The 17,651-nt window shown below is 29.7% G+C and carries 17 protein-coding genes; 13 read left to right on the top strand and 4 right to left on the bottom strand.

All coding sequences use genetic code 11. The annotated features are described in order from the left end of the window. Positions 1 to 39 precede the first annotated feature (39 nt). The 7 genes from DU428_RS03085 (at position 40) to DU428_RS03055 (ending at position 8,248) form a co-directional block, all read left to right on the top strand. Positions 40 to 897 carry an MBL fold metallo-hydrolase gene (locus tag DU428_RS03085; protein ID WP_072347764.1) on the top strand — a complete coding sequence of 286 codons (858 nt, stop codon included), beginning with the start codon at positions 40 to 42 and terminating at the stop codon, positions 895 to 897. Between the two features lie 22 nt (positions 898 to 919). Next, the gene (locus DU428_RS03080; protein ID WP_072347766.1) at positions 920 to 2,524 is read left to right on the top strand and encodes a S8 family peptidase; all 1,605 of its coding nucleotides are present in this window, start codon (positions 920 to 922) and stop codon (positions 2,522 to 2,524) included. Positions 2,525 to 2,592: 68 nt separating this feature from the next. Continuing rightward, a complete protein-coding gene (locus DU428_RS03075) occupies positions 2,593 to 4,407 on the top strand; it encodes a M1 family metallopeptidase (protein ID WP_113965783.1) in 1,815 nt (604 codons plus the stop codon). 91 nt (positions 4,408 to 4,498) lie between these two features. Beyond that, complete coding sequence (gene rnpA / locus DU428_RS03070) at positions 4,499 to 4,882, top strand: ribonuclease P protein component (protein ID WP_113965782.1); 384 nt, start codon at positions 4,499 to 4,501, stop codon at positions 4,880 to 4,882. Continuing rightward, positions 4,879 to 5,697 carry a DUF4349 domain-containing protein gene (locus tag DU428_RS03065; protein WP_072347772.1) on the top strand — a complete coding sequence of 273 codons (819 nt, stop codon included), beginning with the start codon at positions 4,879 to 4,881 and terminating at the stop codon, positions 5,695 to 5,697. Before rnpA ends, DU428_RS03065 begins: the two co-directional genes overlap by 4 nt. Before the next feature lie 5 nt (positions 5,698 to 5,702). Then, the gene (locus tag DU428_RS03060) at positions 5,703 to 7,337 is read left to right on the top strand and encodes a S41 family peptidase (RefSeq protein WP_072347774.1); all 1,635 of its coding nucleotides are present in this window, start codon (positions 5,703 to 5,705) and stop codon (positions 7,335 to 7,337) included. A 44-nt stretch (positions 7,338 to 7,381) separates the two neighbouring features. Further along, positions 7,382 to 8,248: an OmpA family protein gene (locus DU428_RS03055; RefSeq protein ID WP_113965781.1), complete on the top strand. Its 867-nt coding sequence runs from the start codon at positions 7,382 to 7,384 to the stop codon at positions 8,246 to 8,248. Here DU428_RS03055 and DU428_RS03050 read toward each other — a convergent pair. The 4 genes from DU428_RS03050 to DU428_RS03035 all read right to left on the bottom strand — a co-directional run bounded on the left by DU428_RS03050 (position 8,245) and on the right by DU428_RS03035 (position 10,597). Next, positions 8,245 to 8,688 (bottom strand): GNAT family N-acetyltransferase, encoded by a 444-nt coding sequence (locus tag DU428_RS03050; RefSeq protein WP_072347778.1) that lies wholly within the window; start codon positions 8,686 to 8,688, stop codon positions 8,245 to 8,247. The genes DU428_RS03055 and DU428_RS03050 overlap by 4 nt on opposite strands. A 91-nt stretch (positions 8,689 to 8,779) precedes the next feature. After that, complete coding sequence (locus tag DU428_RS03045) at positions 8,780 to 9,217, bottom strand: RpiB/LacA/LacB family sugar-phosphate isomerase (protein ID WP_072347780.1); 438 nt, start codon at positions 9,215 to 9,217, stop codon at positions 8,780 to 8,782. 72 nt (positions 9,218 to 9,289) lie between these two features. Then, positions 9,290 to 9,619, bottom strand: coding sequence for a T9SS type A sorting domain-containing protein (locus DU428_RS03040; protein WP_113965780.1), 330 nt, complete (start codon positions 9,617 to 9,619; stop codon positions 9,290 to 9,292). Between the two features lie 6 nt (positions 9,620 to 9,625). Further along, positions 9,626 to 10,597: a leucine-rich repeat domain-containing protein gene (locus tag DU428_RS03035; RefSeq protein ID WP_113965779.1), complete on the bottom strand. Its 972-nt coding sequence runs from the start codon at positions 10,595 to 10,597 to the stop codon at positions 9,626 to 9,628. A gap of 745 nt (positions 10,598 to 11,342) precedes the next feature. Between DU428_RS03035 and rnr the strand changes: the two genes are divergently transcribed. The 6 genes from rnr (at position 11,343) to DU428_RS03005 (ending at position 17,224) form a co-directional block, all read left to right on the top strand. Further along, positions 11,343 to 13,580 carry a ribonuclease R gene (rnr, locus tag DU428_RS03030; RefSeq protein WP_072347784.1) on the top strand — a complete coding sequence of 746 codons (2,238 nt, stop codon included), beginning with the start codon at positions 11,343 to 11,345 and terminating at the stop codon, positions 13,578 to 13,580. Between the two features lie 22 nt (positions 13,581 to 13,602). Further along, positions 13,603 to 13,902 (top strand): heavy metal-binding domain-containing protein, encoded by a 300-nt coding sequence (locus DU428_RS03025; RefSeq protein WP_072347786.1) that lies wholly within the window; start codon positions 13,603 to 13,605, stop codon positions 13,900 to 13,902. Between the two features lie 72 nt (positions 13,903 to 13,974). Then, positions 13,975 to 14,652 (top strand): head GIN domain-containing protein, encoded by a 678-nt coding sequence (locus tag DU428_RS03020; RefSeq protein WP_113965778.1) that lies wholly within the window; start codon positions 13,975 to 13,977, stop codon positions 14,650 to 14,652. Positions 14,653 to 14,691: 39 nt separating this feature from the next. Next, positions 14,692 to 15,372 carry a LysE family translocator gene (locus DU428_RS03015; RefSeq protein WP_113965777.1) on the top strand — a complete coding sequence of 227 codons (681 nt, stop codon included), beginning with the start codon at positions 14,692 to 14,694 and terminating at the stop codon, positions 15,370 to 15,372. Between the two features lie 185 nt (positions 15,373 to 15,557). Next, on the top strand, positions 15,558 to 16,745 hold the full coding sequence (locus DU428_RS03010) for a porin family protein (protein WP_113965776.1): 1,188 nt from the start codon (positions 15,558 to 15,560) through the stop codon (positions 16,743 to 16,745). A gap of 8 nt (positions 16,746 to 16,753) precedes the next feature. Further along, positions 16,754 to 17,224 (top strand): type II secretion system protein GspG, encoded by a 471-nt coding sequence (locus DU428_RS03005; RefSeq protein ID WP_113965775.1) that lies wholly within the window; start codon positions 16,754 to 16,756, stop codon positions 17,222 to 17,224. The last annotated feature ends 427 nt before the right edge of the window (positions 17,225 to 17,651 follow it).

Below are 17,651 nucleotides of genomic sequence, written 5' to 3'. Positions count from 1 at the left end.
GTTTTATAACTTATGCATCTTATTTAGTAATTTGCACTTATGAAATTATACCCTATAAACTCTGGAAATTTTAAGTTAGATGGTGGTGCTATGTTTGGTGTAGTACCAAAATCTTTATGGACAAGAACCAATCCGGCAGATGCTAACAATATGATAGATATTGCAGCACGTTGTTTATTAATTGAAGACGGAAATCGTTTAACCCTAATAGATACAGGAATGGGAGATAAGCAAAGCGAAAAATTCTTTGGTTATTACCACCTGTGGGGAGATGATAGTATAGATAAATCCCTAAAGGCACACGGTTTTCATCGAGATGATATCACAGATGTATTCATGACGCATTTACATTTTGATCATTGCGGAGGAAGTATTCAATGGAATAAAGATAGAACAGGTTACGAGCCAGCTTTTAAAAACGCAAACTTTTGGAGCAACAAAAACCATTGGGAATGGGCAACCAAACCTAATAATCGCGAAAAAGCTTCTTTTTTAAAAGAGAATATACTTCCTATGGAAGAAAGTGGACATTTAAAATTTACTTCGCTTCCAAACGAAACAATTCTAAAAAATTCAGAATTAGGTTTTGATATTTTCTTTGCAAATGGGCATACAGATAAACAAATGATTCCTATGATTAACTACAAAGGAAAAACCATTTGTTTTATGGCAGACTTACTACCTACTGTTGGGCATTTACCGCTACCTTTTGTAATGGGCTATGACACAAGACCTTTGCTAACACTTGATGAAAAAGAAACTTTCCTCAATTTGGCAGCAGATAATAATTATTACTTATTTTTGGAGCACGACGCACAGAATGAAATCATTACAGTAAAACACACCGAAAAAGGCGTGCGACTAGATAAGGTTTTTACATGTAATGACATTTTATAAATAAATAAACTAAAACTAAACTATGAGAATTATTAAATCCTTCCTACTTGCAGGGAGCTTTGCACTTGTTTTAACAGGTTGTGGAAGTACAAGTGAAATCCTTTCAACACCTATTGAAAATATAGATGCTTTACCATTAAAAGTTTCTGACTTAACAGATGTAGAAAAAAATAAATGGGGACATTTAGACCTTGTAAAAGATACGATTCCTGGAATGAGCGTTGAAAAAGCTTATGCAGAAATCATTAAAAACAAAAAAGGACAAAAAGTAATCGTTGCAGTAATAGATTCTGGTATCGATATCGATCATGAAGATTTAAACGGTGTAATTTGGACGAACAAAGGAGAAATTCCTGGAAACGGAATTGATGATGATAACAATGGTTATGTAGATGATATTCACGGTTGGAATTTCTTAGGAGAAGCTTATGATGAGCAATTAGAGCACACAAGAATTGTAGCTTCTGGAGATACTTCAAACCCAGATTACGAAGCTGCAAAAGCTCAATTAGAAGAAGATTACGATTTATGGACTGGCCGTAAAGCGCAGTACGATCAAATTGCACAAGCTGTAAAAGGTGCTAATGAAACTTTAGCTAATCACTTAGGTAAAGAAGATTATACACTAGAAGAAGTTAATAATATTGAAACAGAAGATGAAGCATTATCTCAAGCTATTCAAGTAGCAAACGGAATGAATGCTAACGGATTAACTTTACAAGAAGCAATTGGTGAAATTAACGGTGCTTTAGTAAGTATTAACGAGCGTTTAAACTTCCTTTTAAATGTAGACTTCAACGGAAGAACTACAGGGGATGATATCAATGATTTTTCTGAAATTGGATACGGAGACAATAACGTAAAACCAGTAAAGAAAGACGAATCTCACGGTACACACGTTGCAGGAATTATTGCTGCTATGCGCGATAACGGCATTGGAATGAATGGTGTTGCAAACAACGTTGAAATCATGTCTATTAGAGCAGTACCTAATGGAGATGAGTACGATAAAGATGTTGCATTAGCTATTCGTTATGCAGTAGATAACGGTGCTAAAGTTATTAACGGAAGTTTCGGAAAATCTTTCTCTCCACATGCAGATAAAGTAAGAGATGCAATTAAATACGCTTCAGATAACGATGTAGTATTTGTACATGCAGCAGGTAACTCAAGCGAAAATATTGATGTAGAACCTAACTTCCCAGACGATAATGTGAATTTTGTTGAAGTGTCTGACACGTATATCAGAGTTGGTGCATTAACTTCTAAATACGGTTCTAGTATGGTTTCTAGTTTCTCTAACTACGGAAAGAAAAACGTAGATGTATTTGCTCCTGGTTCTGCAATCTATTCTACATTCCCAGAAAACGAATATAAAGCTATTAGCGGAACTTCTATGGCTGCTCCAGGTGTTGCTGGTGTTGTTGCTTTAGTACGTTCTTACTATCCAAAATTAACTGCAGCGCAAGTAAAGCAAGTGATTTTAGAATCTGGTTTACCATTAACAACGAAAGTGGTTGTTGGAGGAGATTCTTCAAATGTGAAGCCTTTTTCAGATATTTCAAAATCTGGAAGAGTTGTAAATGCTTACAATGCTTTAATTATGGCAGATCAATTATCTAAATAATAATCTTTTATAATCTTAAAGGCATCAACTTTTTTTGATGCCTTTTTTTATTAATTAAATTTAACAAAATGAAAAAATTACTTCTACTTGTTTTTGGGTTGAGTTTGGTTTCATGTGGTACTACAAGTACCACTACATCCACTCCTTTAACACCATTAACACCGGCTGTTTCAACAAATTCTAATGTGAAATCTACCTATTGGCAACAACATGTAGAATACAACATGGATATTGATATGGATGTAAATAAATATCAATATAAAGGAACACAAAACTTAGTTTATACAAACAACTCTCCAGATGTTATAAATAGAGTTTATTATCATTTATTCTTTAATGCTTTTCAACCAGGAAGTGAAATGGATGTACGTTCCCGTACAATTGCAGATCCAGACAAAAGAGTAGGAGACAGAATTAGCAAATTAAGTCCGGATGAAATTGGTTACATTAAAGTTTCTTCTCTAAAACAAAACGGTACGCCGTTAAAATATGAAACAGTTGGTACTATTCTAGAAGTAGACTTAGCAGAACCAATTCAACCAGGAGAAAAAGTAACTTTCGATATGGTTTATGATGCGCAAGTACCTGTACAAATACGTCGTTCTGGAAGAAATAGTAAAGAAGGAGTAGCATTATCTATGTCGCAATGGTATCCTAAATTAGCCGAATACGATTTTGAAGGATGGCACGCAGACCCTTATATTGGAAGAGAATTCCATGGTGTTTGGGGTAATTATACAGTAAACCTAACTATTGATAAAGATTATGTAGTTGGCGGAACAGGATATTTACAAGGGGAACCAGAAATAAAAGGAAACAAAAAAACGCTTCGTTATTATGCTCCAGAAGTTCATGATTTTACTTGGGCAGCAGATCCAGATTATATTCATGATACTTTACAAATGCCTAACGGACCTTTATTAAACTTCTATTACAAGAAAGATTTATCGGAAGAACATTTACAATATTGGAAAGATTTACAGCCAAAAACAGCCGATTTAATGAATTTTTTCTCTGAAAAGATCGGTAAGTATCCTTACGATCAATACTCTGTTATTCAAGGAGGAGATGGCGGAATGGAGTATGCCATGTGTACTTTAATTACAGGACAACGTTCCTTTGGAAGTCTTGTAGGGGTAACTGCTCATGAAATTGCTCACGTTTGGTTTCAATTCTTACTTGCTACAAACGAGTCTAAACACGAATGGATGGACGAAGGTTTTACAAGTTATATAAGCGATTTAGCAATGGATCATGTAATGGATTATCAACAAGAAAATCCTTTAGAAGGATCTTATAAAAGCTATATAAGATTAGCTACTTCAGGAGTTGAACAGCCACTTTCTACACATGCAGATCGTTATAATTTTAATACAGCATACGGTGCTTCAGCTTATAGTAAAGGAGCTGTTTTCTTAGGACAATTAGGATATATTATTGGAGAAGAAAACCTTCAGAAAACACTTAAAAAGTATTTCAATGATTTCGCGTTTACACATCCTAGACCAATAGACTTCATCCGTACAGCTGAAAAAGTTTCTGGATTAGAACTAAACTGGTATTTAATAGATTTTACACAAACTACCAACACGATAGATTATGCTGTAAAAGATATTGAAGGAAACAAAGTAACACTAGAAAGAATTGGTCTTATGCCAATGCCTATAGATCTAACCGTTACTTATACAGATGGAACTACAGAAGATATTTACATTCCTTTACAAATGATGCGTGGTGAAAAACCAACAAACGCAACTATTAAAGCAGATTGGGCTTGGGCATATCCAACCTATACTTTTGAAGCTTCAAAAGCAGTTAAAAGTGTTCAAATAGACCCAACAGAAATGATAGCAGATATCAATAAAGAAAACAATATGAAGTAAATACTTCTATTTAAATAATTTTTTAAAACCACTTAAATAGCTGTTAAGTGGTTTTTTTATTTCATTACCTTTGAAGACTAAAATTAATTGTTTGAAATTTACTTATAACAAATCCGAAAAACTTAAAAGTGAAAAGCTTATTACTAAACTTTTTACTGAAGGAAAATCTGTTTCGGCATATCCTTTGCGACTAGTATTTTTAAAAACTACTTTTCAAGATGCAGTTTCCTTAAAAACTGGTGTTTCTGTACCAAAACGAAATTTTAAAAAAGCAGTAGATAGAATTAGAATAAAACGATTAATGCGGGAAGCTTACAGACTTAACAAGCATTTGGTTTCTAACAACATATCTACACAATATGCGTTTATGATTTTGTATGTAGGTAAAGAAAAACCTACTTTTATAGAAGTAGAAGCTGCAACTAAAAAGATGTTTGATAAATTTTTAGTAAAAACCAAAAACAATAATTCATGAAATTTCTAATATCCATTTTTATACTTATCCTTCCATTAGCATGTTCTAATACCGGAAGTAGCAAATCTGAAAGCTCTTACGATGATTTCGAAGTAAAAGAAATGGTTATAGAAAAGGAAGCTTTTCCAAACGGAAATATTCAAGCTACCCCAAATGAAATGGAGCAAAAGCTAATAAAAGAATCTTACCTACGTTTTCAAACACAAGATTTAGAAAAAACCTACCAACAAATTATTCAATTTGTAAAAGCAAACGAAGGTTTTATACAAGATGATAATGCTAGTAAATCTTACAATACTATAAGTAGAAATTTAATTATTAGAATGCCTTCTAGTAATTTTCAAAAAACTATAGATTCTATAAGCAATCATGTTGCTTATTTTGATACCAAACGTATTTCTTCAAAAGATGTAACCGAAGAATTTATAGATATTGAAGCACGTTTAAAAGCGAAAAAAACATTAGAAACTAGATATCTAGAACTTCTTTCAAAAGCTAAAAATGTAAAAGAAATTCTAGAAATAGAAAGAGAACTTTCAGCTATTAGAGAAGAAATTGAAGCCAAACAAGGCCGATTAAAGTACTTACAAAACAGAGTTTCTTTAAGTACGCTAAATATCGAATTTTATAAACAAACAGCAGAAACTGGTGTAACCGTTTCCTACGGAACAAAAATGTGGAATGCTGTTAAATCTGGTTTTAATGGTATATCTTTATTCTTTCTAGGTATATTATATATATGGCCTTTTATTCTTATAGCACTTATTGTTATCTTTTTCTTTAGAAGGTGGCTTCATAAGAAAAATAAAAAATAATACAGATGAAAAAACTACTTACTAGAAGAATACTTATTCCAATATTTGCGGCAAGTATTCTATTTACCGGATCTGCATTTAAAAATGACTTTTTTGAAATAGCTAAACAGATTGAAATTTTTACAACACTGTTTAAAGAGCTAAACATGAATTATGTAGATGAAACCAATCCTGGTGAACTAATGGATTCTGCTATAAAAAGCATGCTTAACAACTTAGATCCGTATACCCAATTTTATAACGAACAAGACGTAGAAGCAGAGCGTATTAAACGTACCGGAGACTATACAGGAATAGGAGCAAACATTAGAACTTTAAAAGATAAATTAATTATTATAGAACCATATAAAGATTATCCAGCAGACAAAGCAGGATTAAAAGCAGGTGACCAAATAATTAAAATCAATGGGGTTTCTATTGAAGATTATAAAGATGACGCAGTAAACTTACTTAAAGGAGCACCAAACTCAACTGTAGATGTTACCTATTTAAGGCTTGGAAAAGAAAATACAGCCACTATTAAGCGTTCTGAAATAGAAATTGATGCTGTGCCTCACTTTTCTATGATAAACGATAAAACAGGCTATATTGTATTAAGTAAATTCAATACCAAAACTACAAGTCAAACTTCTTATGCTTTAAAAGATTTAAAAGCGCAAGGAGCAGAAAATATTATTTTAGATTTAAGAAACAATCCTGGAGGATTACTAAGTGAAGCAGTGAATATTGTAAACCTTTTTGTTCCTAAAGGGCAATTGGTAGTTACTACAAAATCTAAGGTAAAAAAGTATAACAAAACCTACTACACCCAAAAAGAACCTTTAGATACAGAAATTCCTTTGGTGGTTTTAATAAACGGAAATAGCGCATCAGCAAGTGAAATTGTTTCAGGATCGCTACAAGACCTTGACAGAGCTGTTATTGTAGGTTCTAGAAGTTTTGGAAAAGGATTGGTTCAAAGGCCTAAATTATTAACTTATGGTACACAATTAAAAGTAACTATTTCTAGATATTATACGCCATCCGGAAGATGTATTCAAGCACTAGATTATTGGAATAGAGATGAAGAAGGAAATGCCACTCGTGTAAAACAAGAAAATTATCATGTTTTCAAAACCAAAAACGGTAGAAAAGTTTTTGATGGAGGAGGCGTTTTACCAGATGAAAACCTAGATAATTCTAAACTTTCACCTATCACCAAAGCCATAAGCGGTAACTTCTTAATATTTGATTATGCAACCGAATATTATTACAAAAACAATATAGAAGATATTAATAGTTTTAAACTAACAGATGCCGATTTTACTGACTTTAAAAACTATGTAAATGCTTCAGATTTTAATTTTGAAACAAAAACCGAAAAAGCATTAGCAGAGGTTTTAATAGAAGCTGAAAAAGAAGAGCTAGATACAGATATTCAAAAAGATTACAACACGTTAATAAATAATTTAAACCAGTCTAAAAACAAAGCTATAGACAAAAACAAAGAACAAATTCTTGGTTTATTAACAGACGAAATCGTGAAAAGAAATGTTTACAGAGAAGGCTTATATGAATACTATAAAATTCATAATGAAGAAATTAAAACCGCAACTCAAATTCTAGCAAAACCTTCAAAATATCAAAGCTATTTAAAATAATATCAAAAATTCTTGTATATTTATTCTTGGCCTTGATATTTTAAATGAATAAAATTAACCTATATCTCTTTCTTTTTCTGTGTTCTTTTTCCTTGTTAGCTCAAGAAAAACTAACACATGAAGTTTATTTTGAAACAGATGATTTTCAGGTTCTATCTACAGAAGAAAACAGGTTACTACTATTTATTTCCCAACTAGCAGAAATGGATATTGATAAAATATCTATCTACGGATTTTGTGATGATAGAGGAAGCGAAAACTATAATCTAACCTTATCACAAAACAGAGCAAATGCTATAAAAACCATATTTTCTAATAACGAAATAGACGAATCTTTAATAAGTAATGTAGACGGAAAAGGAAAAGTGCTACTGAAGATTATAAAAGAGGATCAAATTGATAAAATAAGAGGTTTAAACAGGAAGGTAGAAATAATTGTTACCAAAAAGAAAAAGGAAGTTGTAGTTGAAAAACCTAAAGAAGAAGTAAAACAAAGAGCTAAAAACGAAAAAACTACAGAAGATATTTCTAGTGGTAATATTGTAGCTGGTGATAAAATTAGATTAAAAAATATTTACTTTAAAACCGGTTATGCGGAACTAGCAAAAGAATCTAAATCTACCTTAGACGAAATAGCAAACATACTTGTAGAACACGATAATATTTACTTTTCTGTTGAAGGGCATGTATGCTGTACACAAAACTCTAGAGATGCTGTAAACCGCAAAACAAATCAGCGTAACTTGTCGTTAGCAAGAGCTAAATTCATTTATGATTATCTACTTAAAAAAGGAGTGAATAAAAGACGTATGCGATATATTGGTATGCGAAGAAAATTTCCTTTAGGAGGAGATCCAAAATACGACAGACGAGTAGAAATTTTAATCACACATGTTGCAAAAAAACGCTAGTTTTTAAGCATTTCTATATGCGGAATTCCATCTTCAAGATATTCTTCTCCAATTGCTACAAATCCTAAGTTATTATAGAATTTTCTTAAATAAGTCTGTGCTGAAATTTTAATAGTTTTTTCATTATAATAGTTTTTTATAGCTTCGATGGAAGATTCCATAATAGCATAACCATATTTATGTTTTCTTTGTTTTTCAGCAACTAAAACTCTACCTATACTTGCTTCTTTAAAATAAATTCCAGGTTTAAAAACACGAGTATAAGCAACTAATTGTCCTTCTTTGTAAGCTAAAACATGAAGTGCTTTTTCATCTTTTCCATCAATATCTTGATAGACACAATTTTGCTCTACAACAAAAACTTCACTTCTTAATTGTAATAAAGCATACAATTCTTGAGTGCTTAATTCTTGAAAGGTTTTGGTAATAATTGTTATCATAATCTATGGATATTTTTTTGCATAATTAGCTAGGCTTTAAAATAAAAGACTATTTATTTAAGCCAATAATTAAAAAAGCCGAATTATTATATTAACAAGAAGTAGTAGGAATTTTATTTATTCTATTTTCATGTCTTCCACCTTCAAAAGCAGTTTCAAAAAATGTATCAACCATTTCTAAAACTTGTGGTAATGCCGTAAAACGAGCAGGGATACTTAAAATATTTGCATTATTATGTTGTCTTGCAAGCGCTACAATTTCTTTAGTCCAACATAAAGCAGAACGTACACTTTGGTATTTATTTGCAGTCATATTTGCACCATTTCCACTTCCGCAGATTATGATACCAAAATCGGCTTTTTTAGATGCTACATCTTTAGCTACTGGGTGTACAAAATCTGGATAATCTACACTATCATTGCTATCTGTTCCGTAGTTTGTAACAGTAAATCCTTTAGCTTCTAAATGTTTGATTACTGCAAATTTGTAATCTGTTCCTGCATGATCGTTTCCGATAGATATTTTCATTAATTGTAGTATTTAGTTGTTGTTGTTTTAACAGGATAAAGGTACTAAAACTAAAAAATGAAGCAAGACATTTTAATGTTTTAAAATCTTCTTTACTATTTTATTTTGGTTAATATTCATTACTGCAAAGTAAATTCCGCTGCTTAAAGAAGATAAGTCGATTTCATTTTCTGTACTTATTAACAATTCTTTTCCTTCCATATTAATAATACTAACATCTTGTAATTGTTGCTTATTTTCAATATCAATATATAATGTATGTACCACTGGATTTGGATAGATATTTACATTAGATAGTTTATTGTTAATAGTATTTATTAGCTCACAGTCTTCGCTAAAAATAAAGGAGTTATTATCATTATCCCAATTGGCAGTAGAATAAACTTCATTATCTACATTCATACAGGTTTAATTTGTAGTAATCACATTAAAATTACTAAGATTTATATTGTTTCCATTTCTTAAATCTAGGGAATTGGTTCCACTATAATGAAGTATTAAAGTGTGTAAATTAGGGCTATTAGACAAATCTATATCCAAAACAGTTGATTCCTGTACAGTTAAACTTTCTAAACCTGCTAAACCGCTAAAATCAAAATTTGAAAGATCAACGTGATTTAAAGTTAGATTTTTAAAACTATTACAATTAGATATGCTTAATTCATTGAAAGAAAGACACAGCGAAAGGGTTAGCTTTTCAAGATTTGGACAATTTTCTAAATTTAAATTTTGAATATTACAATCATACAAACCAACATTGTTTATCACTGGGTTATCTATTATATCTAGCGAAGCAATACTTGTTTCACTAATATTAATATATTGTAAAGAAGTACAACCTGTAAGATTTATAGTATGCAAAGAAGATTCACTTACATCAACTCTAACTAAAGAACTCAAACCTTGAAGATCTAAGTCCTGTATGTTGTTACCTTTATAAAAATCTAAATTTGTAAGTGCTGAACAAGTACTTAGATCTAAACTATTAAGAGAGGTGAGTCTTAAATCTAAATCGGTTAATCCTGTACAACCAGTTAGATTTAATTTATCAATGCTCCAACTAGCAAATAAATTTAAATCTTGTAAAGTAGTTAATCCACTTAAATCAAGATTTATAATTCTAGTTTGTGAAGCATTTAAATGTGTTAATACCGTAAAATCCTGAATACCTGTTAAATCTGTTATATTTAAATAAGAAATATCTAAGTTATTAACAATAGCCAAATCACTTGTTAATACCTGTCCGTCTAGTGTTCCTTCACTGTCAATAGCTTGATCTATCAAATGTTGCTCAAAAATAGGGTCTGGAATAAGTGTGTATTGTGCATGAATTTGACATGTAATAACAATACATAATAGAAGTGTGTAAAAATTTTTCATCTGTAAATAGTTTAAATGAAACAAAAATTCTTCTCGGTTTTCAAACCGAAACTATTAACAGTGTAATTTTAAATTTAAAGAGAGGATTATAAATTTACGAAATAAAACCTAATTAATTGATTTTATGATACTTATATTTTAATTTTCTATATTCTTACAGTAATCAACAATAGTCTTAATAACTATCAATATAGTGAGGATAACATGTTAATATCTTCTTATTCTTTTTTAAAACTTTAATTAGGAATATTGATAAAAAATTACAAACCAAAACTGGAAGTTAATATGCAAATTAGTTAGCCGAAATTTTTAGAAAACTTATCCGCATACAATTTCACTTTATCAACGTCAAAATTTTAAATATTTATTAAACAATTTCTGTTAGTTAGACTTATTAACAGTTGTTAATAACGAAATTAAATCCTTTAAAAATGAAGAGATTATCAAATTGATAACTTGTTAATAGAGTACTTTAGTCAAACAATCAAACTAAAATCTAAAAAAGTTATACCGATATTAACAAGCAATAATAAACAGTATTATTTTTTTAAATTTTTAAAAGAAAAAGATGATTATATATATATATGTGGATAACTACTTTTTTTGAGATTTAACCTTAAGGAAATATCGATTAAATATAAAAGACGTAAGTTTGTAAAAACTTAATTACTTCTCTTCTCTAAAATTAAGTTTAGAATAACAGAATTTCACTAACTTTAGAAATTCAATACATTTAATAAATTACATGAGTAAAAAGAAACATAGGAAACCTTCACATAACAAGATTTCCAACCTTACAAATACAATAATTAGTATTTTAAAAAAAGAAAGAAATCAAGCTTTTAATTATAAACAAATTGCTGCTAAACTTGGTGTTAATGACGCTAGTAGCAGAAACCAGATCATTAAAAAATTATCCCAACTTAAAGCTAAAGATGAAATTCAAGAAATTGATCGTGGTAAATTTCAAATAGTAAACAATACCGAATACCATACAGGAATTTTAGATTTAAACTCTAAAGGGAATGGTTACGTGGTTTGTGATGATTTTGAAGACGATATTTTTATTGCTTCTAATAATATTAACAAAGCTTTACACGGAGATGAAGTAGAGCTATATGTTTACAAAAGAAAAAAACAAGGAAAGCTAGAAGGCGAAATAACTAATATTATTAAACGCGCTAAGAGCGAATATGTTGGTGTTATTCAAATTCACGAAAAGAAAAACTTCGCATTTTTTATAGCCGATTCTAATAAAATGCACAAAGATATTTTTGTGCCAATTAATAAAATTAACAAAGCTAAAGACGGCGATAAAGTTCTAGTTTCTCTAGAAGATTGGCCAGAAAATGCCGATTCTCCTTACGGAAAAGTGTTAAAAGTACTTGGAAAACCAGGAGAACATAATACCGAAATTCATTCTATTTTAGCAGATTACGGACTTCCAAATGAATTCCCTCATGAGGTGGAAGAGTTTGCTAATCAGATAGATACTTCTATTACAAAAGAAGAAATTGCTAAACGCCGCGATATGCGAGACGTTTTAACCTTTACAATAGATCCTAAGGATGCAAAAGATTTTGATGATGCATTATCCTTTCAAGTTCTTAAAAACGGAAATTACGAGGTTGGAATTCATATTGCAGACGTTTCTCACTATTTACAAGAAGGAACCATTTTAGATGATGAAGCTTACGAGCGTGCAACTTCGGTTTATTTAGTAGATAGAGTAGTACCAATGTTACCAGAAGTTCTTTCAAATAACGCTTGTTCTTTAAGACCAAATGAAGAAAAATATACTTTTTCTGCTGTTTTTGAAATTAACGATAAAACCGAAATTTTAAATCAATGGTTTGGTAGAACAGTTACTTATTCTAATGCAAGATTTGCTTATGAAGAATCACAAGCTATTATTGAAAATAATGCAGATTTAAACAATATTCAAGCTACGCAATTAAAAGAAATTGATACTACTATTCCTTCAGAAGTAGCTATTAGTGGAAAAGAATATCAAACTTCTCCAGAAGTTGCTTTTGCAACCTTAAAACTAAATGAGCTAGCAAAAATTATGCGTGTTAAACGTATGGGAAGTGGTGCAATTTCATTTGATAAAGTAGAAGTAAAATTCAATTTAGACGAAAACGCAAATCCTATTGGAATTTTCTATAAAACTAGTAAGGATGCCAATAAGTTAATTGAAGAATTTATGCTTCTTGCAAATAAAAAAGTAGCAGAATTTATAGGAAAACAATCTCCAAAAAAGACTTTTATTTATCGTGTGCATGACGAGCCAGATCAAAGTAAACTAGCAGCTTTACAAGGTGTAGTTTCTAAATTTGGTTATAAATTAAATTTAAAAGACAGTAAAACAATTGCGGCTTCTTTAAATAATTTACTAACCGAAGTAAACGGTAAAAAAGAACAAAATCTTGTAGATACGCTTACTATACGTACAATGAGTAAAGCCGAATATACTACCAAAAATATTGGTCACTATGGTTTAGCTTTCAACTATTACAGTCACTTTACTTCGCCAATTCGTCGTTATCCAGATGTAATGGCACACAGACTTTTACAGCATTATTTAGACAAAGGAAAATCGGTAAACGAAGCGGTTTATGAAGATAAATGCAAGCATTCTAGTAATATGGAATATCTAGCTACCAAAGCCGAAAGAGATTCTATTAAATACATGCAAGTAAAATTCATGCAAGATCATCAAGACGAAGAATTTGTGGGAGTTATTTCTGGAGCAACCGATTGGGGAATTTATGTAGAAATTATTTCTAATAAATGTGAAGGAATGGTTAGAATGCGTGATATTAAAGACGATCATTACGATTTTGACGAAAAGCAATTTGCAATTATAGGACGAAACAGTAAAAAAATGTACCAGCTAGGTGATGAAGTTATTGTACGTGTTAAAAATGCAGATTTAGTTAAAAAACATTTAGATTTTACCTTAGTTGGAAAAGCAGAATAAATCATTTTTAAACTAAAATCCAATGATTCTTACTACAACAAATTCTATTGAAGGATTTAAAATTATTGATTATTTAGGGATAGTAACCGGAGTTGGTGTACAACTCCGAAAATCTAGTTTTTCCTTTAAAACCAGTAAATATTTAGATGCTTTAAACGAAAATATAAATAGCATTAAAGAAGAAGCTTTTCAAAAATTACAAGAAAATGCTAAAGCCTTAAAAGCTAATGCCGTTGTAGGAATTAAAGTAGACTTAGAAACGCAACCAACTTATGGTATAAACATTGTTTCAGTAACTGGTACAGCTGTTAAAGTTGTCTAAAAGCCACTTATAAACATTTTTAAGCTATACCAATTTTCTACTTTTACTCGTTATTAAAATAAAAAACATAAGATGAAAAAGATTTTATATCTGTTATTTTTAATAACAAGTATCACAACTTTCGCTCAAGAAACTAAAGAACAATCCATTGGAGAATTTAGCGAAATTAAAGTCTATGATAGGATAGAGGTTGAACTTATCAAAGCAGATGAAAACAAAGTGGTCATCACTGGTAAAAACACTAAGGATGTAGTTATTGTTCATAAAAATGATATTCTAAAAATTAGAATGACTTTTAAAACAGCTTTTAAGGGTGATGAAACTACCGTTCAAGTTTATTATACCTCTTTAGATGTTATAGATGCAAATGAAGGTACTTTTATAGGTTCTAATGATATTATGGACCAGTTTGACCTTAAGATAAAAACACAAGAAGGAGGAGTTGTTAAACTCGCTTTAAAAGATGTTAGATTTTTAGACGTTAAAGCTGTTACTGGTGGAAGTGTTTCTCTTTCTGGTAATGTAGTACATCAAACCATAGATATTACTACAGGTGGTGCTTACAATGCAAAAAAACTAATTGCCGAAAATTCTACAGTTACAATCAAAGCAGCAGGAGTTGCTCATGTAAATACCACCAAAAAAGCAATTGCAAAAGTAAGAGCAGGAGGTAGTATTTATATTTATGGAAATCCAGAAACTCTTGAACAAGACACTATTTTAGGAGGAAAAATTATTATTGAAGAATAATCCTATCATTTTTATTAGCTTTGTAAGAAAGACTATCTCATGCTAGATGCTATTCTAACAGCTATTCCATTCGGTATTATATTATCCTTCACCATAGGACCTGTTTTTTTTGTATTACTAGAAACTAGTGCTACAAAAGGAGTTAGAAGTGCTTTAATTTTTGATTTTGGAGTAATTTTAGCAGATATTATCTTCATTATAGTTGCTTTTTATAGTACTAGTAAGCTACTAGACAAAATGAAAGACGACCCTAGTTTTCTCATATTTGGTGGGGTATTACTAACAGTTTACGGTATCATTTCCTTTATAAAAACATCTAAATCTTTTAGAGAAATTGTAAGAGAATATCATAAAGTGGAATTCAAAAAAAATTACGGAAAACTATTTGTAAAAGGTTTTTTGCTAAACTTTATAAATATTGGCGTTTTATTAGGATGGCTTGGTTTTATTGTAATTGGAAATTCTCTAACAGCAAATACCTACGAGCTTCAAGTATTTTTAGGAACCATTTTATTAGTTTATTTTTTAGTAGATTTATTAAAAATATTTGCAGCAAAAACACTTAAAAGTAAACTTACTCCTAGACGAATTTTTAAAACCAAAAAAATCATAGCACTTGTTATTTTAGGTTTCGGAATTTTACTTTTAGTCCAAGGCTTCTTCCCAAAAGAAAAAGAATTAATTAAAGAAAAAATTGAACAACTTAACCCTATAAACTAATAGGTTTATTTAAGTATCTATTTGCAAAACACATATAAATCCCAGTAGAATTAAATTCTATTGGGATTCTTTTTTTTATAAAAAATATCTATTTTAGAAGATTCAATTCAAAAAGTATAAACCAAAAAAACAGTAAAATATTTTAAGAATAATCATTTAATAAATTAATAATAAGTAAACTAACCATGAAAAAAAATCTACTATTTATTTTAATCGTAATTTTAAGTGCAAATTGCTATTCACAAATTATTTATGAAAATGGCTATTATATTGACAATTCAGGGAATAAAGTGGATTGCTTAATTAAAAATGTTGATTGGAAAGATAATCCAACTTCATTTGAATATAAATTAACCGAAAATTCAGATAAAAACATTGCTACACTTAACACTGTTAAAGAGTTTGGGGTTTATAATATTTTCAAATACACAAAACAAACCGTTAATATAGACAGATCCAGTAGTATTGTTTCCGAATTAAGTAATGATAAATATGTTTCTTTTAATGAAGAAGAACTTTTTTTAAAAGTTTTAGTTGAAGGAAAAGCAAGCTTATATTCTTTTGTGGAAGGGAATATTATTAGATATTTTTATAATAAGGATCACTCTGATATAGAACAATTGGTGTATAAAAAATATCTAACAGATGATAATCAAATAGGAGAAAACACTAGATATAAACAACAACTTTGGAATGATTTAAAATGTGAAAGCATTAAAGTTTCTAAAGTAGAAAAGCTTAAATACAGCAAGAACAGACTAATAGATTTTTTTATAGATTATAACGAATGTAATAATCAAGATTTTACAAATTATGAAACTAAAGTAAAACAAGATTTATTTAATTTAAATATTCGTCCTGGTTTTAAAAGCTCATCACTTTATGTAGATAATTCTAAAACAAATTCTAGGGATGCTGATTTTGGTAATAAATCTGGATTTAGAATTGGTCTTGAAGCAGAAGTAATTTTGCCTTTTAACAAAAATAAATGGGCTATTATTTTCGAGCCTACTTATCAAGACTATAAAGTTGAAAAGGAATTAAAAATTACATCTTCTAAAGTTGATTATAAGTCTATTGAATTCCCTATAGGATTAAGACATTATTTCTTTCTTAATGATAATTCTAAAATATTTATCAATGGATCTTTTATCTATGATCTTAGTATGAATTCTTCAGTTACTTATGAAAAATATGAAGATATAGATATAAATGAAGGAAATAATATGGCAGTTGGTATAGGTTATAAATACAACGACAAGTATAGCATAGAGTTTAGATATAACACTAAAAGAGATATTTTAAGTGACTATGTATTTTGGAACTCAGAGTACAAAACTATGTCTGTTATATTTGGTTATACCATCTTTTAACCAAATCAATGTTAGAAATAATACTTTCTTTTTTAGCTGAATTTGGTCTAATTCGTGAAGATTTTAAACATCATAAGCGAATAAATAAAAGAGTAAAAGAAGACGGAATTAAAAGACCAATTCAAAAGTATTTTTTACAACCAAGTGTATTAATATTTCTAACTATTTTTATTGTATTCATGTTAAGTACAGTTCTATTTTTTACTTATCAAAGAACATCTGTTTTTCCTGATAAAACTAAAATTGAAATATCTGAAATGAGTAAAAGAATGGAAAGTTGGAATGAAAAATTTGGCCAATATCCTCAAGATATTAACCAATTAATAGGAAATAGTCCTATAAGACAAGATTGGAAAAAAGATGCTTGGAATCGAGAATATAAATTTAAGATTACCAAAAATGGTAAAGGATTTTTAATTATTTCTGCCGGTTCTGATGGAATATTTGGAACTGAAGATGATATTCAATCGGAAAAATAACTAGAATTTTTAAGTTCATAACTACTATAAACATCAAAGCCTTCGAGTAACTTTTGAAGGCTTTTCAATTTTCTGTACAAGAGATAAAAAAATATTCCAATTTTTTTGTTGTTTCTAGTAGATTCGAACCGCTGTAGTTGGTGATACATTTAATTATAATCTTTCATAAAAATTAAACATAAAAGTATCTTAGTTTTCTATATGGTTTTTGAGGTTTCGAGTAGATTTAAACCGCTGTAGATAGTGTTATATATTTAATCATAATTTTTCATAAAAATTAGAAATAAAAAAACCTCCAAGGTTTACTTGAAGGTTTTGAGGTGTCGAATAGATTTAAACCGCTGTAGATGGTGTTATATATTTAATCATAATTTTTCATAAAAATTAGAAATAAAAAAACCTCCAAGGTTTACTTGAAGGTTTTTGA

This window comes from Oceanihabitans sediminis, assembly GCF_003337215.1.
Classification (GTDB): Bacteria; Bacteroidota; Bacteroidia; order Flavobacteriales; family Flavobacteriaceae; genus Oceanihabitans; species Oceanihabitans sediminis.
Note: the sequence above shows the minus strand (reverse complement) of the source record. Positions and strands in the feature narration are given on the sequence as shown.